Source organism: Paenibacillus marchantiophytorum (assembly GCF_014640555.1).
Lineage (GTDB): Bacteria > Bacillota > Bacilli > Paenibacillales > NBRC-103111 > Paenibacillus_E > Paenibacillus_E marchantiophytorum.
Genome location: NZ_BMHE01000010.1, coordinates 161,394 through 186,939 on the forward strand (window position 1 = coordinate 161,394; position 25,546 = coordinate 186,939).

23 protein-coding genes and 1 pseudogene are annotated in these 25,546 nt (G+C 44.7%); 21 read left to right on the top strand and 3 right to left on the bottom strand.

From position 1 onward, the window contains the following. Positions 1–129: 129 nt before the first annotated feature. The 6 genes from IEY34_RS12810 (at position 130) to IEY34_RS12835 (ending at position 9,096) form a co-directional block, all read left to right on the top strand. Complete coding sequence (locus IEY34_RS12810) at positions 130–1,059, top strand: ABC transporter permease (RefSeq protein WP_229757622.1); 930 nt, start codon at positions 130–132, stop codon at positions 1,057–1,059. Then, positions 1,053–1,913 (top strand): carbohydrate ABC transporter permease, encoded by an 861-nt coding sequence (locus tag IEY34_RS12815; protein WP_189012034.1) that lies wholly within the window; start codon positions 1,053–1,055, stop codon positions 1,911–1,913. Before IEY34_RS12810 ends, IEY34_RS12815 begins: the two co-directional genes overlap by 7 nt. 102 nt (positions 1,914–2,015) lie before the next feature. Further along, the gene (locus IEY34_RS12820; RefSeq protein WP_189012044.1) at positions 2,016–3,563 is read left to right on the top strand and encodes a type 2 periplasmic-binding domain-containing protein; all 1,548 of its coding nucleotides are present in this window, start codon (positions 2,016–2,018) and stop codon (positions 3,561–3,563) included. Positions 3,564–3,584: 21 nt separating this feature from the next. Beyond that, positions 3,585–5,837, top strand: a complete 2,253-nt coding sequence (locus tag IEY34_RS12825) for a glycoside hydrolase family 95 protein (RefSeq protein WP_189012046.1) — start codon at positions 3,585–3,587, stop codon at positions 5,835–5,837. Positions 5,838–5,950: 113 nt separating this feature from the next. Further along, entirely contained in the window at positions 5,951–7,678 is a 1,728-nt protein-coding gene (locus IEY34_RS12830; RefSeq protein WP_189012048.1) for a sensor histidine kinase, read from the top strand. Further along, complete coding sequence (locus IEY34_RS12835) at positions 7,675–9,096, top strand: response regulator transcription factor (protein ID WP_189012050.1); 1,422 nt, start codon at positions 7,675–7,677, stop codon at positions 9,094–9,096. The genes IEY34_RS12830 and IEY34_RS12835 overlap by 4 nt, the downstream gene beginning before the upstream one ends. 145 nt (positions 9,097–9,241) lie before the next feature. On the opposite strand, the gene IEY34_RS37280 is transcribed toward IEY34_RS12835, so the two are convergent. Then, on the bottom strand, positions 9,242–9,952 hold the full coding sequence (locus IEY34_RS37280; RefSeq protein WP_308423012.1) for a GntR family transcriptional regulator: 711 nt from the start codon (positions 9,950–9,952) through the stop codon (positions 9,242–9,244). A 319-nt stretch (positions 9,953–10,271) separates the two neighbouring features. Here IEY34_RS37280 and IEY34_RS12845 point away from each other — a divergent pair, with 319 nt between their 5' ends. From IEY34_RS12845 to IEY34_RS37840, 7 genes and pseudogenes are all read left to right on the top strand, one after another. Continuing rightward, positions 10,272–11,330, top strand: a complete 1,059-nt coding sequence (locus tag IEY34_RS12845) for an ABC transporter substrate-binding protein (protein ID WP_189012054.1) — start codon at positions 10,272–10,274, stop codon at positions 11,328–11,330. An 85-nt stretch (positions 11,331–11,415) separates the two neighbouring features. Beyond that, complete coding sequence (locus IEY34_RS12850; RefSeq protein WP_189012056.1) at positions 11,416–13,062, top strand: ABC transporter permease; 1,647 nt, start codon at positions 11,416–11,418, stop codon at positions 13,060–13,062. 12 nt (positions 13,063–13,074) lie between these two features. Beyond that, positions 13,075–14,157 carry an ABC transporter ATP-binding protein gene (locus IEY34_RS12855; protein WP_189012058.1) on the top strand — a complete coding sequence of 361 codons (1,083 nt, stop codon included), beginning with the start codon at positions 13,075–13,077 and terminating at the stop codon, positions 14,155–14,157. A gap of 33 nt (positions 14,158–14,190) precedes the next feature. Further along, positions 14,191–15,135 (top strand): ComEC/Rec2 family competence protein, encoded by a 945-nt coding sequence (locus tag IEY34_RS12860; protein WP_189012060.1) that lies wholly within the window; start codon positions 14,191–14,193, stop codon positions 15,133–15,135. A gap of 65 nt (positions 15,136–15,200) precedes the next feature. Then, positions 15,201–15,845 (top strand): inositol monophosphatase family protein, encoded by a 645-nt coding sequence (locus IEY34_RS12865; RefSeq protein ID WP_268240123.1) that lies wholly within the window; start codon positions 15,201–15,203, stop codon positions 15,843–15,845. Next, positions 15,821–16,021, top strand: coding sequence for an inositol monophosphatase family protein (locus IEY34_RS37285; RefSeq protein ID WP_189012064.1), 201 nt, complete (start codon positions 15,821–15,823; stop codon positions 16,019–16,021). Before IEY34_RS12865 ends, IEY34_RS37285 begins: the two co-directional genes overlap by 25 nt. Before the next feature lie 115 nt (positions 16,022–16,136). Then, positions 16,137–16,276: pseudogene (locus tag IEY34_RS37840) on the top strand (IS91 family transposase); the annotation flags it as partial. Between the two features lie 836 nt (positions 16,277–17,112). On the opposite strand, the gene IEY34_RS12880 reads toward IEY34_RS37840, so the two are convergent. After that, positions 17,113–17,772, bottom strand: a complete 660-nt coding sequence (locus IEY34_RS12880; protein ID WP_189012066.1) for a TetR/AcrR family transcriptional regulator — start codon at positions 17,770–17,772, stop codon at positions 17,113–17,115. 265 nt (positions 17,773–18,037) lie between these two features. Here IEY34_RS12880 and IEY34_RS12885 point away from each other — a divergent pair, with 265 nt between their 5' ends. The 3 genes from IEY34_RS12885 (at position 18,038) to IEY34_RS37290 (ending at position 20,859) form a co-directional block, all read left to right on the top strand. Next, the gene (locus tag IEY34_RS12885; protein ID WP_444544028.1) at positions 18,038–18,892 is read left to right on the top strand and encodes an SDR family NAD(P)-dependent oxidoreductase; all 855 of its coding nucleotides are present in this window, start codon (positions 18,038–18,040) and stop codon (positions 18,890–18,892) included. 70 nt (positions 18,893–18,962) lie between these two features. Beyond that, positions 18,963–20,123 (top strand): SMP-30/gluconolactonase/LRE family protein, encoded by a 1,161-nt coding sequence (locus tag IEY34_RS12890; protein WP_189012070.1) that lies wholly within the window; start codon positions 18,963–18,965, stop codon positions 20,121–20,123. 610 nt (positions 20,124–20,733) lie between these two features. Then, the gene (locus tag IEY34_RS37290; protein ID WP_268240124.1) at positions 20,734–20,859 is read left to right on the top strand and encodes a hypothetical protein; all 126 of its coding nucleotides are present in this window, start codon (positions 20,734–20,736) and stop codon (positions 20,857–20,859) included. 96 nt (positions 20,860–20,955) lie between these two features. Here the strand turns inward: IEY34_RS37290 and IEY34_RS12895 are convergent, their stop codons facing one another. Further along, the gene (locus tag IEY34_RS12895; RefSeq protein WP_189012134.1) at positions 20,956–21,504 is read right to left on the bottom strand and encodes a TetR/AcrR family transcriptional regulator; all 549 of its coding nucleotides are present in this window, start codon (positions 21,502–21,504) and stop codon (positions 20,956–20,958) included. A gap of 186 nt (positions 21,505–21,690) precedes the next feature. Between IEY34_RS12895 and IEY34_RS12900 the strand changes: the two genes are divergently transcribed. The 5 genes from IEY34_RS12900 to IEY34_RS12920 all read left to right on the top strand — a co-directional run bounded on the left by IEY34_RS12900 (position 21,691) and on the right by IEY34_RS12920 (position 25,278). Next, positions 21,691–22,731, top strand: coding sequence for an NAD(P)-dependent alcohol dehydrogenase (locus tag IEY34_RS12900; RefSeq protein ID WP_189012072.1), 1,041 nt, complete (start codon positions 21,691–21,693; stop codon positions 22,729–22,731). 4 nt (positions 22,732–22,735) lie between these two features. Beyond that, positions 22,736–23,965 carry a multidrug effflux MFS transporter gene (locus tag IEY34_RS12905; RefSeq protein WP_189012137.1) on the top strand — a complete coding sequence of 410 codons (1,230 nt, stop codon included), beginning with the start codon at positions 22,736–22,738 and terminating at the stop codon, positions 23,963–23,965. 26 nt (positions 23,966–23,991) lie between these two features. Continuing rightward, a complete protein-coding gene (locus IEY34_RS12910; RefSeq protein WP_189012075.1) occupies positions 23,992–24,387 on the top strand; it encodes a (R)-mandelonitrile lyase in 396 nt (131 codons plus the stop codon). Positions 24,388–24,566: 179 nt separating this feature from the next. Then, positions 24,567–24,758, top strand: a complete 192-nt coding sequence (locus IEY34_RS12915; RefSeq protein WP_189012077.1) for a hypothetical protein — start codon at positions 24,567–24,569, stop codon at positions 24,756–24,758. Then, a complete protein-coding gene (locus IEY34_RS12920) occupies positions 24,724–25,278 on the top strand; it encodes a hypothetical protein (protein ID WP_189012079.1) in 555 nt (184 codons plus the stop codon). The genes IEY34_RS12915 and IEY34_RS12920 overlap by 35 nt, the downstream gene beginning before the upstream one ends. Positions 25,279–25,546 lie beyond the last annotated feature (268 nt).

Genomic DNA, 25,546 nt, shown 5'->3' on the forward strand with positions numbered 1-25,546 from the left:
ACTTTGATCCAGTCTATGAGCATGAATTTGTTCTATGAAGTGCATCCTTTCGTTCATTGTTGCCCTCCGTTGCACTGGGTATAGTGGAGGTAGAGAAAAAATTCAACATATCAGGAAGGAATGGAAACAATGGCACGAAAACTAAACAGCTTCCAGAGTTGGATACGAGAGATTTGGCAGACCAAGTCGTGGTACGTCATGTTGCTGCCAGGGCTAGCCTGGTTCTTTATATTTAAGTACATCCCCATGTATGGTGCCTCAATTGCATTCAAGGATTATCAAATTTTGAAGGGAATTGTTGACAGCCCTTGGGCAAACCCATGGTATAAGCATTTTGCTTATTTTTACGAATCGCCCTATTTTACGCAATTACTCTCTAACACTCTTTTGATAAGTATGTACAAATTGATTTTCGGAATGATCCCTGCAATCCTCTTTGCTATTTTATTGTATGAGTGCCGCAATGTCGTGTTGAAACGGTGGATGCAAACGATTAGCTATATGCCTCATTTCTTATCATGGGTAATTATTTATGGTATCTGCATGGCGCTGCTTTCCGAAAGCTCCGGTTTGTTCAACGATTGGCTGCAATCTCTGCTAGACAGGAAAATCCCATTTCTAAGCTCAACTGAATGGTTTAGAAGCGTACTTATTGCTTCAGATATTTGGAAAGACTTAGGGTGGGGGGCTATTATTTATTTGGCGGCCATGTCCGCCATTGATCCAACACTTTTCGAGGCTGCCAAGATCGATGGCGCAAGTCGGCTGCGCTTAGTCTGGCATGTCACCTTGCCGTCCATTCGCAATATCATTATTTTGATGCTGCTGCTTAAGCTAGGTACGATTATGGATGCAGGTTTCGAGCAAATCTATATTATGTATAATGTTAAAGTATATGATGTAGCAGACATTATTGATACCTGGGTGTTTCGGGTAGGTCTTGAACAGATGAATTTCAGTGTTGCAACAGCAGTTGGACTATTCAAGTCCGTCATTGGTTTTGTACTTATTCTTATCGCGAATCAATGCGCCAAACGATGGGAGGGGAGCATATGGTAAGAGGACATGCGGACAGGATGATCGATCTATTCATTTATGCAGCAATATTGATCTTGAGCGTGGTATTTCTGTTCCCGCTCTTGTATGTCATTTCTGTATCTCTCACACCGTACACGGAAGTGCTTAAGCATGGCGGCTACATGATATTTCCAACAAAAATTGATTTTGAGGCATACAAAACGTTATTCAACGATGATGCGATACCGAGATCATTCCGTACCAGTCTCATTATCACGGTTGGCGGTACCTTAATTTCTACCTTTCTTACTGTACTCATGGCTTATCCGCTTAGCCGGAAGAAACTGAAGCTTCGATCTTTTTTTCTCCTGTATGTGGTGTTTACCATGTTGTTCAATGGGGGGATAATCCCCACCTATTTCGTTGTTCAAAATTTGGGCTTACTGAATACGGTATGGGCTATGATGATTCCCAATGCTATGACGGCTTTTAATATTTTGCTCATGAAGAGTTTCATGGAATCTATTCCAGAGGAGATTTTTGAATCCGCTAGAATAGACGGTGCAAAAGAGAATCGCGTGCTTTGGCAAATCGTTCTTCCACTTTCCGTTCCTTCACTGTTAACCATCGGTTTATTTTATGCGGTCACTCAGTGGAACCTGTTCTTCAGTGCCATTATGTATATAACCGATGCCAAGCTGTATCCGCTTCAAGTGATTGTTCGAAATATTATTAGTGCCTCTTCTCTTGCTAATGCGAATACAGAAGTCGTTGTGCCGACAATGACACTTAATATGGCTGCCGTTGTTGTATCGAGTGCACCAATTATTGCTGTATATCCGTTCATTCAGAAGCATTTTATGAAAGGGATGCTCATGGGCTCGTTGAAAGGATAACCTTTTTGTTCTATGAAGATCACATTTTTGTTCCTTCCAGTTGCAAACTGAAATTGATAATTTAATAGTGTAAGTAATATGAACAAGAAAGAAGGGGTAACTTTGAAAAGAAATGTTAAGCTTTCTGTCCTATCTGTCCTTTTGTTTAGTAGTGTGTTAACCGGTTGCACGAGCAAGTCCCCAGCGACTTCCCCGACACCGGCAGTGAGCGATACTGCCACCAAGTCAACGGGGCCAGTTGCCATTGAAACCTCAATTAACGGCTGGGGGGTGAAGATTCCCGAAGATGATTTTCTAAAGAAAACGTTGGATGAGAAGCTCGGCCTTAATCTAAAGGTAAGTTCCGGAATGAATGCCGATGATTATAAGGCTCAAATGAACGTTAGAGCTGCATCGAATTCGCTGCCTGACCTAATGTACCTAGAGAAGGTTCAGTATCAGGAATTTGCCAAAAACGGATTGCTCTTGGATTTGGCTCCTTATTTAGACAAGCTGAAGGATGTTAAGTCTGTGCTTGGTGAGGAGAATTTCAAGAAAAGTGTGGTTAATGGGAAGCAGTTCGGCTTTGCACTGAAACCAAATCTCTTTGTCGAAGCCTACTGGATTCGCAAGGATTGGTTGGACAAGCTGGGGCTGAAGCAGCCTACAACCCCAGATGAGTTATTTAACGTAGCGAAAGCGTTCACTGAGAACGATCCTGATGGGAATGGAAAAAAAGATACGTATGGTATTACGGGTGATGCCAGCACGGTATTCAATGGCATATTTACGTTATTCGGCACAGTAAACTCTGCTACAGCAGGTGGACCGAACATTCCTCTGCCAGGGGGCTTTTATTTAAGGGATGGGAAATTGATCAATTCGCTCTATGATCCCAATACAAAACAAGCGCTTGCCTATATTCAGAAGCTAATCGCTGCCAATGTTGTAGATCCTGATGCGACAAGCGCCAAACCGGCTGATGCGACGACGAAAGCATACCAGGGTAAAGCCGGGATTATATATAACAATTGGACTACTCTTGCGCGTGTGGATACGCTTGCTAAAATCAAAGCGGCCAATCCGAATGCGGAATGGGTACTCATTGAAAATTTAAAGAGTCCACTTGGTGGACAAGTCGGTATTGTTGATGCTGGAGCAGCCTCCCAATATGTTACATTGCCAGCAACGCTTGCCAAAAGCCCTGAGAAGCTGGACGCGATCTTTAAATTGCTAAGCTACACCTCCAAAGGAGAAGGCTCGAATTTAGTACAGTTTGGCGTTAAAGATCGGCACTTCACACAGGATGGCGATAAAATTACATTAACGGATAAAGCAACAGAGACATCGTATTCATGGATCTACCAATTCGTTGGCCGTCCAGAACAGCAATATTTGGCTACTAAATTCCCGGCATCTGCAGATGTGATAAAGAAAAGTGTTGAACTTCCCCGTATTAGCATTTTAAACGGATTCATAGATCTGCCAGAGGGTTTCCAGGCAGCTGACGTTCGGCGTTATATTGAAGAAGAATTTTTGAAGTTCGAATACGGAAAATCAAGTTTAGATGATTATGACAAATTCATTCAAACATTGGAAAAAACATTTAAGTATACGTCGCTTTTAGATCAGGCAAACAAGCAATTGAAGGAAAAAGGTATCTTGAAATAAATGATCAATGGAGGTAGTAAGATGGACAAAATCTGGTATCAACAGCCCGCTGAGTTATGGGAAGAGCATGCTCTTCCCATTGGCAACGGGAGATTAGGGGGGATGGTATTCGGCGGGATTGAACGTGAACGTATTCAGTTTAATGAAGAGACGCTCTTTACGGGGCGGCCTGCTCGAATAGAAGGCGCCCCTTATCAGGAACTTAATCAAATTAGGGAATATTTAAAGCTTAAACAGTATGTGGCGGCTTATAGGCATGCGGAAAGAGAGTTTTTGAAGCCAGCGTCTTATGGGGATGAAAGTGATTTTGGGATGTACCAAAATTTTGGCGAAGTTCTCGTAGAGATGGAACATCCTGAAGGGAAAGTAACCGATTATCTCAGGGAGCTTGATCTTGATGAGGCGCTTGCTCGCGTTAGCTATCGGTGTGAGGAGCAGGAGTTTTATCGTGAATATTTCTCCAGTTGCCCGGATAATGTCATGGTCATGCGTTTTCGCTGCAGCAAGCCGAATGCCTTGAACATGAAAGTACATTTGGTGAGTGCGCAGGCAGGAGCGATAATTTCTTACGATCAGGCAGAATCTCGAATAACCATGAACGGGAGCATGACGAATCTGGCGTATGAAGCACAGATTCGTGTTGCGACTAAGGGAGGCACAATCGAGGCGATTAATGACGCTTTATTGATTCGTGAAGCTGACGAAGTCATGCTGCTGCTCAGCGCTGCAACGGATTACGATGCAAGTCGGGAGTCATTCCGCGGCAAGGATTATACGTCATTTAATCGGTCTTTTCTAGATCAAGCTGGAGAGAAATCGTTCCATGATCTGCTTGGAGCTCACGTAATAGATTATCAACAACTGTATAAAAGGGTCGAGTTAAAGATTGATGGGCTGGACAACAACCACTTACCAACGGACGAGCGTTTGCGACGGTATCGAGAGGGCGAGTACGATGTCGGGCTTGAATCGCTTCTTTTTCAATACGGTCGTTACTTACTGATAAGCAGTTCACGTCCTGGCAACTTGCCCGCAAACCTGCAAGGGATATGGAACAATAGCAACAACCCGATGTGGGGCTCGATGTTCTGTTACAACATTAATTTCAATATGAATTATTGGCATGCCGAATCGACGAATCTTACTGAGTGTCATGCCCCTATGATCGATTTCATTGACCGCTTGCGGCCAAGCGGCAGGCTATCCGCGAAGGCATTTTTCAATGCCAGTGGCTGGTTTACAGCCAAGAAATCTGACATCTGGGGCTTTACTCAGCCATATGCTGCCGCTGTAAACGGACTTTTTATCGGCGGTGCAGGTTGGTTATGCGAAGATGTTTGGCAGGTATACTGCTTCAACCTGGATCGTGCGTACTTGGTTGAAACCGCATATCCGATCATGAAGGAAAGCGCAGAGTTTTACCTCGACTATTTGACGGAGAACGAAGAAGGGCAATTGGTTTCCTCGCCCTCCACTTCACCTGAGAATGAGTTTGTTGTTAACGGACAGATCTGTACGGTAAGCGACGGCTGCGAGATGGATCATCGGATTGTGGAGAGCTTGTTTCGCAACTGTTTGAAAGCTTGCGATATTCTTGGCATCCATGACGAATTCAGAGCGGAGTTGGAACGTGCTTTGCCGAAGGTGGCTCCGGTTCGTCTGGGGCGTTATGGGCAAATCCAAGAGTGGGAACACGACTGGGACGACCCGGAGGATCAGCATCGTCATGTTTCACAGTTATTCGGACTACATCCTGCTTCTCTGATCTCACCAACTCGAACGCCCGAGCTGGCTGAAGGTGCCAAGGTTGTTTTGAATTGCCGAGGTGATCAAGGAACGGGGTGGAGCAGGGCATGGAAAGTGAATCTGTGGAGTCGGCTTCAGGATGGTAATCGTGCGTATAAGCTGATACGAGGGACGCTGGAAGAGTTGACATTTGATAATTTGTTCAACGTTCATCCTCCATTTCAAATTGATGGCAACTTCGGGCTGACCGCAGGGATTGCGGAGATGCTCCTTCAAAGTGAGTTCGAAGGCTGTATTGATTTGCTCCCCGCGCTTCCGGATGTTTGGGAAAGTGGTTATGTGAGAGGACTAAGAGCCCAAGGCGGTTATACTGTTGATCTAAGGTGGGAGCAGGGAGGCAGATTGATTCACGCTGACTTCTATGGAGAGTCTGGTAAGCGCGGAAAGCTGCGATCAGGTAATGACTTGGTAGAGTTTCAACTGAATGAGCAAGGTTGTTATACCTATAGGACAAACGTTTTGATTTGAAATTCAAGAGTGGAAACTAAGCTTGTCAGTACAAAAACTGGCAGGCTTAGTTTTCTTTATCAGGATAAATTGTATGATACTATATAGATGAGATGAGGAAGGAGTGATGCGCAGTGTTTCGCCTAAAAAAATGGATACCTAACAAATTGAAATATCGGCTATTCTTTGCCTTTCTATTGCTCATTGTGACACCGTTTACATTTCTGCAAATTTACAATTACAACAAAATGGAAAATACGATTATAAACCGACTACAGAAACAGAATCAGACGCAGGTTAATCTGTTGAAAAGTAATTTGGAGGATATACGCTTTGCCATGCTTCAACGTTATTTGGAGTTCGAGAAGGATGAGGAGATGACGGGGTTGTTAACTTTGGCTGATTCGAACCCAGAACGAGATGAGAAAATTATGGGGCGGATTGCTGCAAGCAGCAGCAAACTGGTGCCGCAGAATGAGTTTGTCAGTTATACTTTGCAGGATATGAAGGGGAAATCTTTCAAATTCCCTTTGACAAATCTCCAACAGGAGCAGGATTTGGATATGCCGTCTGTTTTCGCTAACCTTGAGGAGAAAGGCACGCTATCCACATGGAAAATGAATTCAATTGGCTTTAGAGGAGGTACCCTCTCCCTGTACGCCATACTTCAAACGCAGTCCGGTGACCCGTATGCTAGAATTCGGCTAACCTTTGATGTGGAGACCTGGCTCCAGCGTTCTACTAAAAACTTACTGATACAAGGAGAAGCTTTCATTATGGATTCATCGGGCGTTGTTGTGGTTCAAACAAACCAGGGCATGCAGCTCCCTCCAACTATAAATAATAATATTATACGATCCGATTCCTCTATGCATAGATCGAAGGATATGAAAATTATCAATTCCACTCCAATCCCTAGCCTGCAATGGACCATGATTAGTATGGTCTCCATGGAATCCTATATAGGGGATATTAGCGCAATTAAACGTTCAATCTTTGCCACTTTCGGCGTATTCGTTCTCATTTTTATTGTGATGACGTTTGTAATTTCCTCAGCTATGACTAGACCACTGCAAGTTCTTCAGATGAAAATGAGTGAGATGGTTCGTAAAAACTTTAATACGCTGCTTCCCGAGCATAAATATGTAGGAGAATCGCTTGAATTGGTCAGGACGTTTAACAACCTGGTCAAAGATATTCGATCGTTGATTCAGCGTCTTAGAGTGGAAGAGCGTCAGAAAGAAGCCGTTCGTTTCCAGATGCTCGTAGCCCAAATGAACCCTCACTTTTTATTAAATACGTTAAATATGATTAAGTTTCAGGCAATGGATAAAGATCAAAAAGAAATTACTGAAGTTTGCGTGGCACTGGGGAAACTCCTAGAACAAAGCCTCTGTTCAGAGAAGGAGCTCATTTTCCTCAAAGACGAGTTGGAATTACTTCATGCTTATATCTATATTCAATCTATACGTTATGAAGATATGTTTGCCATTCAACTAGAGGTGGAAACGCAGTTGGACTACGTGCTTGTTCCTCAATTGACGTTGCAGCCATTAGTAGAAAACGCCATCTTGCATGGCATGATGTACAGGAGCAGTGGGGGGCTTATTCAAATTTCTATTTTCTGCAGAGAGAACAAGCTCGTCGTGGAGGTTGCGGATAATGGTTTGAATCCAGATTCATCCTTAAATCGTAATGACAGGAAGCGAAAAGGAATTGGTCTGGCTAACTTGAAGGAACGTTTGGAATTGTTGTTTCGTCAAGAAGGAAAGCTTGAGCTCGTTCCGCTTCAACCAGGGATGCTTGTTAGAATTGAATTTCCACTATTAATTTCCAACCCTTATCGAGGAGAAGGTCTATGATGAGAACGGTACTTCTGGTCGAGGATGAGCCTTTTGTAAGACGTACATTGCTAAAGCAAGTGAACTGGGAAGCTATCGGTTACCAAGTAATTGGTGAGAGTGGCAACGGGCGTGAAGCGCTTCAAATGCTTCTTTCTCAAAGACCTGACATTGTTATTACCGACATCATGATGCCGGAGATGAACGGGACGGAACTTTTAAAACGAGCGCGTGAAGAAGGGGTGGACTCCAAATTTATTATGCTAACCTGCATGAATGATTTTGAGTACGCGCGCCAAGCGATTGAATTTGGTGCTTCGGGCTATATATTAAAGCTGTCCATGAGTATTCCGGAGTTGGAGCAGAAACTTGTGAAACTACGTGTCGAACTGGACGAGAAAGAGCAGTACAATAAAATCAAGCAGCAGGAAAATAGAGCAGTTGTCCAATCTGTGTATCAGAAGGTCTGGATGAATATCGTAAACGGTAAAGAAGTGACAGACAGGTCGTTAGATCTTGATTTTGAGCGGGTTTATCCTTACGTGCAAATTTGGGCGAGCGCTTCCAGACAAGCTGAATTCCCTGATGCTGCTGCTGACGTTGAGGTTCATCGATTTATGGATGAGTTTCAGGAGAGCAGGTTTTACTGGCACCCGGCACCTATTCAGATAGCAAGTGCAACGAACTACCCAAATTTGGTTAGCAGCAGTCTTGTACCAACCATGGAGTGGGGGCAGGCATGGAGAAAATTGAGAGGAGCTCTGCTCGAGGCATGGTATGCAGGAGAGATTCCATATATCGAACCGGATAGTAGGCTTACTGATCTTCGTTGGGAGGAAGAGAAGGCACTGCTTCTTCTGCTGGATCATGGCAAGTGGAGTGAATTTCGCAGAGTTCTTGCTGATAGATGGGGACTTTATGCGAGGTCACGGACCGACTACCATCATGTAAAAAAAGCGGGACTAGTCATTATAGGCATGTATCAGAAACAATTTCCAGAAGCTTCAGTAGACCAAGAAATCGTCTATAAAGCATCAAGCCATGCTGAATTGTTACGAAAGTTGGACGAGACGTTGGAAAACTGTTTGACTTTAAAGCGGGCAGCATCTGTAGCATATACATCGAATCGAGATGTAAATAGAATAATAGATTATATTCATCTTAATTACAGCGAGGAAATCACGGTTAAAAGCTTGGCGGAGTACGTGTCGTATGATCCTCATTATGTAAGTGCATTATTCAAGAAGAAAAAAGGTACAACCATTATCAACTATATCCAACTATACAGGGTGGAGCAAGCCAAGCGGCTTTTGAAAGATACCATGCTGTCCATCACCGAGGTTGGTGAACGAGTAGGATTCGAGAATGACAATTATTTCATAAAAATATTTAAGAGGTTCGTCAACATGACGCCAAATCAATACCGTCAATTAAGATGAAGAAGCAAAACAGTATGCTACATAGCTTAAAAAGAGATTCACTCTTATATCTACTCTTACTGTTGCTAATGGCGTATATAAGCTAGCACAAGCCTATGCGAGACCGAATTTCGGATCGCATAGGCTTATACGATTTGGAGCCATTCTACTCACGCTTGATAAACAATTTAAACACACTATTTTTCAAATAGTCCAGGGAATAGAAGACCGGCCTATCGTTTTCGTCGAAATGGAGTTGTTTTAATAAAATGATCTCCTCATTGCCTAGCACCTTCACTGCATTCTGATCCATTTCCTTGGAGCTGCTTAATGCACAGATTTCTGTAATTGCGTAGGCAATATGGATGCCCATCTTGCTCTTAAGAAAGTCAAAGATGGCCCCAGAAAATTCCCCCTCGAAATGACCTGCGACCAGACTTTGCGGGAAAATATTATAATAAAAGACGACTTTGTTGCCATCGGCTGTTCGCGAACGCTCCAAAATGACAACTTTTTCATCAATTTGAAGCTGTTTTTTCCAATCATCCTCTGGCTCGCGCGTATAGATTTTGATGTCTAATTCACTTTCCGTGTAGCCCTCATTTTTGATCATTTGACCTACGCTTTGCAGTTTGCTCAGTGGGTTAATAATGAAATCGGACCGATTGTTGACATAGGTTCCAACGCCATTTTTACTGATGAGCACCTTCTCCCGCTGAAGCATTTTGAGTGCCTCACGGAGCGTGGGCCGGCTCACCTCGAATTTCTTCGCGAGTTCAGGCTCGGAAGGAAGCTTTTCCCCTGGCTTCAGCTCCCCTTGGGATATACTTTTTTCAATCTCTTCTTTGACTCTGAGATAAAGCAACTTTTTCTCCAAATTTCGCTGATTCCTCTCTATCATTGTTTTCAAAACCATGTTCGTATTCCGGTGCTGTCTGACAACAACAGTGTATCACATATTTATTATTTTAAAAACAAGTAAACGTATATACATAAGGGTTTAAAAGAATTTTACCTACACAATTATTTAACATTGGAACGATTGACTTAGGTGAGTTATCTTACCTATAATTTTAGATGTCAGACAGCATGATGAACAGCGATGAAGGAAGAAAAAAGAGAGATCATCTAGGAGGATGGATATGTTTTAGAAACCAAAAGCACGTTCACTAAGTTTGTTATTGACGGCTACTTTTATGTTGACCACTGTTTTAACAGCGTGTGGGACTAGCGCCAATACGCAAGGTACTTCGTCGACACCTGCACCAACTAGTTCGGCAAGCAGCGAGCCTGCCAAAGCAACGACAGCCCCAGCGTCGAAGAAATTGGTTGTTTACGCGGCGTTAAATGAAGATGATATCGTGCAAATTCAAAAGAAGTTTAAAGAAGATACGGGCATTGAAATTGAATATTTACGTTTAAGCGGCGCTGGAGAGGCTAGTACGCGCATTCAAGCTGAAAAGGCTAATCCTAAAGCGGATATTTTCGTGGGTGGATCGGTTGAGTTCTATGAGCCGCTGGCTCAGCAAGGTTTGCTCGAAAACTATACGTCCCCTAACGCCAAAGATCTTGAGTCGCGATTTAATGATCCGAAGGGCTACTGGCAAGGGTGGTATATGGGCGTACTTGGTATCGTTCTGAACAAAGACAGATTCCAAAAAGAGCTTGCACCGAAAGGCGTTAAAGAGCCAACAACATGGGATGACTTGCTTGACCCTGCTTATAAAGGCCTATTCCTTACGTCCAATCCTGCAACGGCAGGCGGCGGTTATATCTTCGTTGCTGACCAGTTGTTCCGGTTGGGAGATGAGAAGGGTTGGGACTATTTGAAAAAGTTGAATACCAATGTTCATCACTACACACCTGCTGCAGGGGATGGCATTACACTTACGGCTACAGGCGAATTCGTAGCGGCTATGTCCTGGGCACATGATATCGTCAAGTCAGCTCAGAAAGGGTATCCCATTAAAGTCATCGTTCCAGACCAAACGGCATTCGAAATTGGCGGCGTGGGTATTGTGAAAGGTGGGGCAAATACGGAAAATGCTAAAAAATTCGAAGACTGGCTGTTAACTAAGCCGATCGGGGAAATGAATACGAAAATGTCCAATCGCTATTCAGTAAGAAAAGATGTAGCACCACCGGAAGGCATGATCAAGATCGAAGATGTCAAACTTGCGAATTATGACAGAGTCAAGGCCGCTCAGATGAAAGCGGACGTTGTGAAGAAATTTACGGAAATGACAGGTAAATAACTGCTTTAAAGGACTGTTTGATCACCTCCCTTGCTGTGAATGGGCTAGGGAGGTGCATGCATCTAACCGAAAGGTGTGGAAACAATTGATTTCAACTACTGTCAAGAATACCTGGGCTGAAATGAAGAGGTTAAAAAATGAACCTGTCTTAGCTTTGGGTGTGGCAGCGATTATTCTGATTACGTGCTTGTTTGTCGTTTGGCCCATTATGAAAGTGATAAGCTTCACTCGGTTTGAAGATTATTTGAAGATTTTTACATACTCGCGATGGTATCATGCCGCCTTGAATAGCTTATTTATGACGGTTATATCAACCCTATCCTGTACGGTCATTGCTTTTGTTTTTGCCTATACCATTGCAAGACTCAAAGTGCCTTTCAAAGGTCTCTTCAAGTTTATTACGATTCTACCCATTGTTTCCCCGCCGTTTATTGTTGCACTGTCCTATATCCTCCTCTTCGGAAGACAGGGCATCATCTCGAAATATGTGCTGCACGCTAATATTGATATCTACGGCTGGCACGGCCTATGGTTGGTTCAGACGATGACTTTTTTTCCATATGCTTATGCGGTTATTTATGGCGTTCTGAAGTCGATTTCCAACAATTTGGAGTATGCGGCTTATAATCTCGGAGCCACACATTGGCAGGTCTTTAAGAATGTTTTCCTTCCCTTATGCAGGCCGGGTATTGCAGGCGGGGCGCTGATTACAGCGATGAATGTGTTGGCCGATTTTGGCAATCCCTTGATCATAGCCGGGAACTTCACTGTGCTGCCGACTGAGGCCTACATGCAGATGTCAGGCTTGTTCGATTTGAATTCAGCGGCTGTGCTTTCAACAGCACTGTTGATTCCTGCGCTGGGTCTGTTTGTGTGGAACAGAGCCTGGGTAGGTAAAAAATCCTATGTTACTGTTACGGGTAAAGAAACATCCCTTGACCATTTTCCATTGCCTCCCGTCATCAAATGGGGGTTGTTTACGTTCTGCTTGCTCATCACGCTTATTGTTCTTGCTGTCTACGGTGTGCTGTTTTATGGCGCTTTCACCAAGACATGGGGGTTTGATTGGTCATTCACCTTACAGAATATACATTACGTGACGGCCAAGGGGCGAGAAATATTTAATAGCTTGAAATTTGCGTTACTCGCCTCGTTAGCTGCTGGATTCTTCGCTTTACCTTTGGCTTTTATTGTTCAAAGAAGGCAGATAGGGATCAATCGGCTGCTGGATTTCTTGGCAATTCTGCCAGGAGCTGTTCCTGGGGTATTCCTGGGACTTGGTTTTGCGATGGCGTTTAATGAAGGGCCGCTCCTGCTTTCGGGAACTTCGCTGATTATGGTCCTTGCCCTCATGTTCTGGAATTTACCAACCTGTTATAGCGCCAGCCTTGCAGGCCTTCAGCAGATTAGTGGAGCATTGGAAGAAGCTTCGCTTAATCTTGGCGCAGGCAACTTTACGACCTTTAGGAAAATTGTGCTTCCACTTCTGAAAGGGCCGTTCATCTCGGGAATTGTCGTGTCTTTTCTGCGGTCAGTGACTTGTTTGAGCGTTATTATTTTCATTTACTCGGCGAAGACTTCGGTAGGCACGGTATCCATTCTTGGTCTGGTCCAAAACGGAGCATGGGGCAGTGCATCAGCATTTACGGTTGTGCTTATTTCCATTGCATTCGTTGTACTGGCCGTGGCTGAATTTTTCTTGAGAAAGCAAGGCAGATCAATAGAACTTTAAGTGGAGGAAACGATGAACACGGAGAAACCGATGATTCAGATTGCGAATGTATCCAAGAGCTTCGGCGACTTCGAGGCGATCAAAGGAGTGTCCCTCGATATTCCGGAGGGCAGTTTCACTACCCTCTTGGGACCGAGTGGATGTGGTAAAACGACATTGATGCGGCTAATCGCCGGATTCTATGAACCGGATGCGGGTGACATTTATATAGAAGGTAACAAGGTCAATGGGCTGCCCGCGTTTAAGCGCAATACACCGCTTGTCTTTCAGGAGTATGCTCTTTTCCCGCATATGACCGTTTATGAGAATATTTCGTATGGATTAAAGCTGCAAAAGCCTTCTCGTCAGGAAGCAAAAGACAAAGTGGACGCTATGCTGGGGATGTTTGGGCTTCAAGGCTTGCAGGGCAGGCTTCCCAGAGAATTAAGCGGTGGACAACAGCAGCGTGTTGCCTTTGCTAGGGCACTCATCATGGGTCAGAAGGTTCTGTTAATGGATGAACCCCTCAGTAATTTGGATGCCAAAATGAGAGATGAAGTGAGAAATGAACTGAGAGAGCTTCAGCAGCGTTTGGGCATCACGGCGATTTTTGTTACGCATGATCAAGATGAAGCGTTGGCGATATCAGATCGAATTGCTGTATTCAACAAGGGACGTATCGGCCAAGTCGGGACGCCGTGGGATATTTATTTTAAACCGCGAAGTAAATTTGTAGCCGATTTTGTTGGAACTGCTAATTTTATAGAAGGTGAAATTGTGGCCGAAGAGGGGGATGACCTCGTTGTCAAATGCGGGATTCTGCCTTTACGAGTGCATCGGGGAGAATATCCTTTCCGGTCAGGAGACCAGGTAACGCTTGTTATTAGACCGGAATGCATCACCATTATGGATAAGTCGACTTCTGGAGATAATGTTTGGGCTGGTGTCATACAGCGAAGCAGCTTTCTGGGGAGAATGATTCGTTACTGGATTGATGCATCCCCGTTCGAATGGATTGTTGATGATGCGAGTCCGGGTGTGCGCGGCTACTTACAGGGCATAGTGCATCTAGCTTTGGATAAACACAAGATCCATCTATTGCCGCTTGAGAGGTAAGGAAGGAATGGCTGACATAAAGGTGGTAGGAAGATGCCGAGTGCGAACGTTCAATTTCTAAATGTCGGGTGGGGTGATGCTCATCTGATTCAACTGCCTTCTGGCGGTCTTTGTTTAATTGACGGGGGAGATGGTACATTCTCCGAGAATCAGGATCATCCCCTGTCTTGGATGAATCGGAATAGAGCAGATCGAGTGGAATGGATGATTCTAACCCATATTCACGAAGATCATATCAACGGACTCCTGGATGTGGCTAAAGCGAAACCGGTTATTAAAGCGATTCTTCCCTATGAACCCTTTGTGCTTCCACCAGTTGCGTGGACTCACGAACAAGGTGACGGCTTTGCCGAAAGAGTCTATCATCTGTTGGCTTCTTATCTTGAGTTAATCCAAGTTCTAACCGAGCAGGGTACTGAAATAAAATGGCGCAGTGACTATGGATCGAGCGAGGATTCTGTGATTTGGACGGAGGATGGCATTACGTTGACCCATTTGTATCCTTGGCAAGATGATCCTCTTCCTGCTTATGAGGTTCTCAAGGACATTCTCTCCTATTCCATGGAATCCGAGCGTGAGGAAGTGCTGGAGAACTTGACGCGATTTTTTGCAATATCGAATGATGATAGTTCGGTATATCGACTTCATTCTATGGAAGAAGCGAATGCCAGTGTTCTATTCGGTGGGGATCAGTTGGAGCCTGGGTGGGAAAGACTAGCGCAGCGAACGGATATCAGGAGCCGTGTTTGGAAAGTTTCTCATCATGGCATGGAGGATGGCTGCAATTCTCGCATTTTATCGTGGATTGAGCCTGAACACTGCATCATACCCATTAGTTTGGAGCGATCAGAGGCATTCCTAGAGCACTGGAAGAGCCTTGTTTTCTCTACTAACACTTCTTTCTATGTGACAGGAAGTTACGCCAAAGGGGAAAAGCTCCACATCGAGAATGGCTCGCTTCCGATCCAACTCGGCTGATAGGCGTATTGTGCTTAATTAAATCATCACGGTAGTATAATAGGCTGTTACATGAGAAGGAGAACATGATGAACGAGCAGTTAGCTTACGAAAACGCAATTATGCAGGATGCCATCCGGTATGTGAAGGAAGCAGGCAAACTGATTATGGATCTCATAAATATGCCTTTGCACATTCAAGAAAAGAAGAATCACTCCGATCTGGTAACGGAAGTGGACGTCCGAAGCGAGCAATTGCTGCGTGGTCGGATCACCCGTGATTATCCGATGCATTGGATTCTTTCCGAAGAGACGGATGGAGGTCGGGAAGATTCCCATCACACTTTACTGGACCCTCCTGCGGGTTACGGATGGATCATAGATCCGATCGACGGGACCATTAACTTTATTCATACTTTGGCCCATTTTGCCATTTCTGTAGGTATTGTGAGAGATGGCGTGCCGATATGCGGAGTCGTATATAATCCTGTCACGAATGAGCTCTACTCTGGCCGCAAGCAGGGTGGTGCCTTTCTGAACGGGCACCCTCTTCAAGTTGGTACAGAGCAAGAGCTTAGTCAGGCCTTGCTGGCAACCGGATTTCAAGCCATTGACTGGAAGCCGAACTCCGTTGTTGTGGAACAAATCGGAAGAATGACGGGCATTGTCCGAAGCGTCCGCATTATGGGAGCAGCCAGTCTTGATTTATGCTTAGTGGCTTCCGGGGGTTAACCGGATTCTGGCATGACGGACTGTACCCTTGGGATGTCGCGGCTGGTATGGTCATTCTGCAAGAAGCGGGTGGAGCGATCACGAATGCTGCCGGTAGACCCTTTGCATTAAGCGATAACACTTTAATTGCATCCAATGGGATTCTTCACCAAGATTTAATTTCTCGTTTGCAGTAAAATTTGAGGTTTAGTTGAATATCGTGAAAAGCCTGTGCGAGCTGAGATTCGCGCAGGCTTTTTTTGCATAATGGCCATCCTACACCGAATTTTCTTTCTTTGATGAGAATCAGCACGGGCCTGCACGACGTGTTCATGCGGAGAAACGAAAGAGTGGAGCCGGGTCTTGTCTGAGGACGTATGTCAAGTCAACTATCGACATGTTATTTTGACAATCGACGAGGTCTAAGAGACATGTTTTTGGGTTGGCGTGAAAGGGAACGTCAAGCCGCGATACTAGCAAAATGTGTCATGATCGCGAGTTTGAAGGAACTATAGTACGCTATAATTCTGAAAACCGCTATATTCCACGGCAGAGGGAACTACGATCCGCTATTTCAGCATTTCCCGGTTGGAATTAGCAGGTTCCGCTTAAATAGCGGATCTCAGTTCCCTTTCATGCTAAGTTTACCCCAGTTCCCGCCATTTAGCGGATCATAGTTCCTTCACACGACGCTCTCTGCTATTGCAAAGGCATTTTAACCGACTGTTCAAGCAAGAAGTTGGTGTATCACCTGGGAAATATCGCTGGAAGGATTAAGAAGAAATTGAGGTTTTTGGGTGGATTTAAGGGGTACTCCCTTTTTAGTTGACGTCCACCGCAGGCCTCTTTGCTTTGGAGGTTTTCGGTCTTGAGTGGCATCTAATGAACTGTAGGATGCTTAAAGACGAGAAAATGGCTACTTTAGAGATTTAATGAACTGAATTAACGCTATCGAGCAAATTTTAGGCGGAAAGGTGATCAATTTCTTGAAATAGCGCATCTGGCATTCATTAGATCTTCAGAATGAGCGATTTTGGTCGAATAAAGGGTATTGAGTTCATAAGGAAGCTTGCGAAGGTGCATGGACTTGAAGACCTAGCCGCAGGCTAGGTTTTACTTATTGCTGTTAGAGGAAGAAAGCGCCGTAGTGTGGCAGGCCGGAGAATTTGGGTTTAATCCTAATAGGGGCCAACTTTACGGTTAGTGTAGATGACGCAGGACTCGTTACAACCGGATATAGACGGGAGTGGCCAACAATTCGCTCATCCCCTAGGGGAGATCCCCTCTTTTAGGTGATATGATCTGGCAGCAATGATCTGGCAATTAAAGACAACGTTTGCTTGTATACCGCATGGGCCGATTGTACATCTCCTAAGTGTCCTCCCATGTAAAGATGAATAACGCCGTGGAGAGAGGACCAGACTATACGTACAATGGATTCCGTGTCATACTGGCCGGGGATCAGTCCTTGCTCTTGCGCACTGCTAATCACGGTTATTAATTGCCGCATGGCTGTTACGGTGCCTTGTAGACTTACCTCGTCCGGTTTGAAATCTGCAAAGGCTCCTCCGAACATCAGCTTATAGTAGCTGGAGTAACGCTGCCCGAATTGCCAAAAGGTTTCGCCTAAATTCATCATATGCTGTACTGGATCTGCAGCTTGCGGCGTAGCCTCGAATTCGTTTGCGAGAAGCTTACAACCATCCAGATACAACTGCTGAGCCAAGCCCTCTTTATTAACAAACAAGCTATAAATAATTTTTGTCGAGCAACCCATTTTCTGCGATACTTTACGCACCGTAACGGCTTCCGGCCCCTCATCTTGCAAGAGCGTTGCCGCAGCATCAACAACGAGCTTGCGGAGATTTTCGGTATTTTGCAAGCGAGCCTCTTGGTAGGTTTTCAACACTCTTGAGTTCGCATTGGAGGAGATATCTGGACCGCTCATAATCATCACCTTCGGTTATCTGTTTGCATCAGGAAACAAATTTCCTAACTCTCTTGCAAGGAATTTTATACAGTTGTTAGGCGATTGTCAATGAGACGTTTGATGTTCAAAGAGAATATTGACTTTCTAGAAAAGGCAGGATACAATCAAACCAATCGGAAACACTGTTACCAAACGGCGCGACGATTCTTATCTTTTTCGGGTAATAGCACTCAAAAGGTAACAGTGTTTCTATTCTATAACATAGTATTTAAAGGAGAGTGGCATTTTGAAAATTCAAGGTAAATGGGCGCTCGTCACAGGAGCTTCTTCGGGTATAGGGGAGCAGTTCGCGAAACAACTAGCCAAACAAGGCAGCCACTTGGTGCTTGTGGCTCGATCAACGAATAAGCTTGAGAGCCTGGCAGATGAGCTTAGAAAGAAGTATGGCATCAAAGCTGAGGTTATCTCAATGGATCTTGCGAAAGAGGGCGCACCCAGCGAGTTATATCGGCAATGTGAACGGCTGAAAGTGGATATCGAATTGCTAATCAATAATGCAGGTTTTGCTACACATGGTTTGTTCGAGCAAGTGTCAGGTGAGCGTCAACATGAAGAAGTTATGCTTAATGTCGCTGCTGTTGTAGATATGACGCACTTGTTTTTGCCGAACATGTTGCGCAAAAGCTCAGGTGCAGTTATTAATGTGGCATCAACCGCCGGATTTCAACCGCTTCCCTTTATGGCCGTATATGGGGCGACGAAAGCTTTTGTCTTGTCATTTACTCAAGCTTTATGGTGGGAAAATCGCGACCGCGGCGTGAAATTCTTCGCACTTTGTCCCGGTTCGACGGACACCAGTTTCTTTAATGTTGTTGGAACGGAAGAAGCCTCTGTCGGAAAGAAAGATACGCCGGACAAAGTCGTAGAGGTTGCACTTCGTGCGTTGAAGGAAGGGAAAATATACGTCGTTCCAGGTGTGCAGAATTATATCGGGGCGCAGTTATCGCGATTCATAACACGCAAGCAAGGTCTTCGACTTGTTGGAGGCATGCTTCGTCCACGCGGAGGATCCGGCAATAATGATAATTATAAGAATATAGGTCATCAATCTGATCTTGCAGGGAGGACCATTCGATGAAAGCAATAATATTTGGGTAAAATCATAGTCCAAATTTAAATCTCACTTAAAAGACATAGGAGGCACTTTAATGCCAAATGCTCAAATTCGTTCCGTTAAATCTACTGAAGGCGTGAATCGACCCAAACGCTTACCAAGTAAAATGCGCAGATTAGGGCTATCGCTGCTTGCGGTGATTGTTCTTGGAGTCATCGTTTTCTTACTGGTTCCTTCACCTATAGAACCGGTAAAATGGTTGGCGCCGACGGCCCCCTCTTTGGAGGAAACGGGTCCTTGGAAACTGAACAACAAACTTAGCGCTGCTCAGCTAGTCACTGATGCCCCCAAATCCCCGGAATTCATTACATTCGATAAGGATGGCCAGCTATTTACAGGAGATTCAGACGGGAAAATTTACAAGGTTCCTTTCGATGCGGAGGGCAATCCGCAAAAGGCTCAAGTGTTCGCAGACACCAAAGGAACGCCTAATGGGCTTAAATTCGATGCCAATGGCAATTTGATCGTTACGGATATCAAAAAGGGACTGCTGTCTATTAACCCGTCGGGGAGCATAGAGGTACTGGCCAATCAAGTAGACGGCAAGCCGATCTATTTAGCTAACGAGCTTGATATTGCCAAGGATGGCTCGATTTATTTCTCCGACACCTCGAACTATGGCCGTGTGACTTTCAGAGAAATTGCTGAGAACAAGCCGCATGGACGTTTGCTGAAGTACGATCCGATGACCAAACAGTCGACAGTCCTGTTGGAAGGCCTCTATTTTGCGAACGGGGTTGCCTTGTCTGCGGATGAAGATTTTGTGCTTGTGGCAGAATCATATCATTATCAGTTGACCAGATACTGGCTCAAGGGTTCCAAGAAGGGGACATCTGATATTTTCTCAAACAATCTCGCAGGCTTTCCCGACAACATCACGCGGGATGAGCAAGGTCGTTTCTGGGTCGGTATCTTCACGACTCGCCTCTCATTTGTTGATCAAATGCATAGCAACCCTTGGTTGGCCGGTATCATGGCCAAATTGCCGGAGTCGCTGCTTAGCGGCGCAAGCGCACCGGCGAAGCATGGGCTTGCTGCAGAGTTCAGCCCGCAGGGAGAACTTATCGGAAGCTGGCATGACCCGGAAGGCTCATTGTTTGGCATAACTACTGCTGCAAGCCATAACGGATATTTATATATAGGAACGGCACCAGGAGGTAGCCTGGGCGTTCATCGCGTGCTTTTAACAAAATAATGTTTGGAATCCAGGAGGGTGTTGATTTACAGCGATTATGGTCGAGGGTTAGGATCAGTCGGACAATATGGTTTATCATCCTCTACCTGTCCGAGAGGCGATATAGGAAGATGCTGAAATGGAGGAGGAGAAAATCCTATTTCTCTGTGATAGTATTCCTACTGCCTATTGGAGTGTGTTGCCAAACGCGTCATAGCTAAACTGGTGCGCAAAGGCGGCACGATTCAGGTAACTGGAGCTTAGCTATCGCGCGGAGATCAGGGGACGTCAAGCCGCGATGATAGCAAAATGTGTCAGGATAGCGAGTTTGAGGGAACTACAGTGCGCTATAATTCTGAAAACCGCTATATTCCACGCCAGAGGGAACTACGATCCGCTATTTCACCATTTCCCGGTTGGAATCGCAAGTTCCGCATAAATAGCGGATCTCAGTTCCCTTTCATGCTACGTTTACCCCAGTTTCCGCCATTTAGCGGATCATAGTTCCTTTTCATACGACGCTCTCTGTCATTTGCAAACCAAAAAAGTCCACGAAATGGATGGTGTAGATTGTTTCAAAATACATATAATATTGATGTTTCTATTACTTAAGATGGGGTGGGCTAAAGTTATGACGAATCAAAAAAAGAGTATTAAATCAGCAAAGCAAAACAATCAAAAACCAAATCAAAACAGTAGTAAAAAAAGTAGCAGCAATAACGGTATTGATGATGCAAATATTAATTCTGGTGGTTAAGAAATAAGTAATCAACGAAGTAACCTCGTTAAACAACCACACTTCAATTGAAGTGTGGTTGTTCTATATGGCAACTCACGAATGTAGCCAAAGCATTTACAGACTTCTCTCTAGCAGTGTCCCGACTTGTTTAGCCATTACTTGAGGCGGATAGGGCATTCCGTTTCTGATCCACCATTCAATAACGCCTACATAAGCAGTACCCGTATATTGCAGCATGACTTCGTCAATTAAATCCGTATTTCTTCCGCTTACTCTGTCAATCTCACCTTTAAATCCTTCAATAAAAGAAGCGAGAAGCCGAGTTCTGAAAGCTGACGGAACCCCTGTACTTGCTAACATCGTCGAAAAAAATAAATAATTTTTCTCGAAATATTCAAAATAAGGTACAAGAGCCTCGTTCCAATCCATCTTACAGGCCCATTCATCCATCTCTCCTAATTCATTAAGATGAGTTTCTATGAGTTTATCCAATAAATCAAATTTGTCCTGATAATGAAGATAAATGGTTCCGCGATTTAGGTTTGCCCGGTCTGCAATATCCTGAATGGTTATATCATCGAAATTTTTTTCAGTCATCAGTTCAATAACAGCATTTTTCAAAGATTCCTGCGTTTTAAGAATTCTCCGATCCACTTTAGCCATCGTATACCCCACCACACTTTTTAAGATACTTAACAACTTCAGCTGATCTGTTGATATATCAACAGATTCCGTTTTTTTAACCATTGATTTTACTTTCTTACGTATATAATAATAGACATAAGTTGATTAATCAAATCATTTTGTTTAATCATCACATTTTGGTTTGTGGAAAAGGAGACAACGCCCATGTGCAAAACACATGTTTTAAGTGTTTCAGCTGCAAAAGCGCCATTTGAAAAGAATATAATTGAAAGAAGACAATTACGACCCGATGACGTGTCGATCGATATTAGGTTTAGCGGTATTTGCCATTCCGATATTCATAGTGCACACGGGGACTGGGCCGGCGGCATTTTCCCTATGGTACCTGGACATGAAATTACTGGAATTGTAAAGGAAGTAGGGGAGAAGGTAACGAAATTTGCTGTAGGTGATCGGGTTGGCGTAGGCTGCTATGTGGACTCTTGCGGTGAGTGCGAGTACTGCCTCCGAGGAGAAGAGCAGCATTGTTCAAAAGGTTGTGTTGCCACGTACAACTCCTTGGACTATGAGGGGAATCCAACCTACGGCGGTTATAGCCAAAACATTGTTGTTACCGAAAGATTCGTTGTGCATATTCCAGATCGTCTGGAGTTAGATGTAGCCAGTCCGCTTTTGTGCGCCGGCATTACGACTTACTCACCTTTAAAACGTTGGAAAACCGGACCTGGAAAAAAGATAGCTATTCTGGGGATGGGTGGTCTTGGCCACGTTGCGATACAGTTTGCGCATGCCATGGGTGCAGAAGTTACAGTCTTAAGCCGGGCAAAAGACAAGGAAAACGAAGCGCTGAGCTTTGGCGCGGATCATTATTTTTCTACGATTGATCTTGAAACTTTTAACACGTTAGCCAGCCGTTTCGACCTGATTCTCAACACCGTATCTGCCAAAATTGACGTCGATTCGTACTTATCGTTACTTCGCGTAGACGGTACACTTATTAATGTCGGCGCACCAGCCGAACCAAGTCAATACAACGTTTTCTCCTTAATCATGAGTCGTCGTAGTATTGCCGGATCCTTAGTTGGTGGACTTCCTGAAACGCAAGAAATGCTTGATTTTGCTGCCGCGCATGGCATAGCGCCTCAAATCGAGGTTATCCGTGCCGATCAAGTAGACGAAGCGTATGAGCGAATTCTGCAGAGTGATGTGCGTTACCGATTCGTTATCGACATCTCCACTTTATAGACGAATGAACAATAAACTTAAAAATCATTCTCTCCGATTGGCCCTAATTCTAGCTGCATTTTCCGCTTTGGGACCATTTACGGTCGATATGTATCTTGCATCGCTTCCTCAGATTATGGTTTTTTTCGAAACCAATGTATCCATGATTCAAGCGAGTTTAACTGCCAGTCTATTAGGATTAGGCTTAGGCCAGATGGTCATGGGGCCTTTAAGCGATAAATATGGAAGACGGACACCACTGCTGATCTCGATGATCCTATATATCGTTTCATCGATTAGTTGTGCTTTTCTCCCAAATATAGAATCCTTCATCGTTGTACGCTTCATCCAAGGGGTTGCCGCATCAGCCGGACTCGTGATTTCCCGTGCGATTGCTCGAGACAAATATAGCGGAGTAGAAATGACGAAATTTATCTCTCTGCTTATTATGATCAGCAATGTCGCTCCGTTAGTTTCCCCCAATGCCGGAAGTGCTGTCACATCATTCAGTTCGTGGGCTGGCGTGTTTGTTTTATTGGGGCTTTTAGGAATACTATTAACGGGTATCACAACATGGGGGTTAGAGGAAAGCTTGCCTGTACAGCACCGTGTCTCCGGCAACTTCATGGCCGTAATGAAAAATTACAATCGTTTGTTTCATGATCGTATGTTTATGGGATATGCCCTTGTGAATGGCATTTTGTACGCCGGTGTATTTGCCTTTGTGGCCGGCACTCCGTTTATTTATCAGAACATTTTCGGTGTGTCGCCGCAAACTTTCTCCATCCTGTTTGCCATGAATGGCCTTGCTATTATGATTGGATCGCAAGTTGTCAAACGAGTGGCAGGTCGGCTAGCGGAACGCAGTATATTACGGATTGGATTATCGCTATCCTTTATTTCTAGTTTCGCTATCCTGATGGCAGTTCTCTCGAAGTGTTCATTACCGGCGATCTTTGTTTCAACCTTCTTATTTGCTATATCCATTGGCATCATTGGACCGGTTTCTGTTACACTAGCGATGGAATCGCATGGTCAAATTGCAGGAAGTGCGTCTGCCGTGCTGGGCACCTTTCAATTTGCATTAGGCGCAGTTACATCGCCGCTTGTGGGAATCGCGGGTGAGCATTCAGCCATTCCTTTCGGAATCATTATTTTTACAACTAGTTTACTAGCCATTTTTTCTTATATCGTCCTTATTAGGAGGGTAGAGACTCAGAGTGATGGCATCAAAAAAGCTAAAACAAATACGTAACCAACGGCAACGGAGGGATTTAGAAAATGGAAATCAGAAGAGTTGGGTCCCAACCTTCAGGTAAAGGACCATCTGACTATTTTACAGGCACGGTTCGCATTGATCCCCTGTTTGAAACTGCGGATCCTGCCCGCGTAGCTGGAGCTAGCGTGACGTTCGAGCCAGGTGCACGGACAGCATGGCATACACATCCACTGGGGCAAACGCTTATTGTAACGGCAGGCCAAGGAAGGGTTCAACGTTGGGGAGGTCAGATTGAGGCAATTAATCCCGGTGACGTGGTTTGGTTTCCGCCGGGCGAGAAACACTGGCATGGAGCTTCGCCTACTACTGCAATGACGCATACAGCCATTCAAGAACGGCTTGACGGCAAGGCGGTCGAATGGTTGGAAAAGGTGAGTGACGACCAATACCAAGCCTGAGAAACGTGACAGGTGGGAGATAGACAGAAGAGGCTCACCAGATCAGTGGGAGCCTCTTCTTTTATTTGAATACAAAGGGGGAAATTCATAATACAAGGGCACATTTGTATTGTTATTCTATTTGTGGCACTTGGTAAATCGTAGTACCTTACGCCGGTATTTGGGTAGACGGTGCGACTTTGCAGAAGCTGCAGTTGGAAGGGAATACCTTCAGCGGAGTAGGAACGAACAACATCCAGATCAGCAATGCACAGTTGGCCAGAATTGGCACATATATCAACAATGTGAATGTGCCGGTACCGACAACAACGGCTGTTATGACGCCATCTGGGCACGATGACGTTGTCGACCTCCGGCAAAGCGGAATATAGTCTGAATGGCGGCGCTGCATGGCAGTCCTATACGTCACCGGCAGATGCCATCTTTGCTGCGGATCTCACAGCACCGACCAACACCGATGTCACCTTAACGATCAGCTATCCGATTGGCGCAGATGTGAAAGAATTCAAAGTAGGCGAAAGCGGAAACTGGACAGCGTACGGGGCACCAGTGGTTGTTTCAACTAACGACACGGTGTATGCAAGAGGAACGGATGCTGCAGGCAATGTACCGCATATAAGCAACTATGTGGTGAACAATATCGTTTCGAAGAGCAAGGCTAAGCCGGGACCAGTCGTCCTTTCCGAGGACAATGGAAATGATACGGGCCTGAAGGATGGTAATTTACATATTCTGATGAATATGTGTTACGGAGAAAACGGCAGGATTTATAAGCTTTATGAGAACGATGTGTTAATCGAAACGAAGAGCCTTTCGGACGACACGCCGAATGCCCAATCTACCGTGCTGAGCTCGTCAACTATGCGGGGGCCACATCCAGTGATACGATGATTGTCAAAGTCAGCAAATAGTTGATTTATTAAGAATTACTCCAGCTGCCTCGCGTGGGAGGGAACTACAGTGCGCTATTGTAGCCAAAAGTGGCATTATCGGCGAGGTTGAGAGAACTACAGTACGCTATTTTGCTGTTTGCGCAGAAGCTTTGCAAAATATATGACATGATAAGGCATTGTGCTCCTTAGCGGCTGATTCACCTTTACGGAGCACATGCCGACTAGGAGGAAATTCAAAAAAATTTATAATAAGGTTTATATTTACA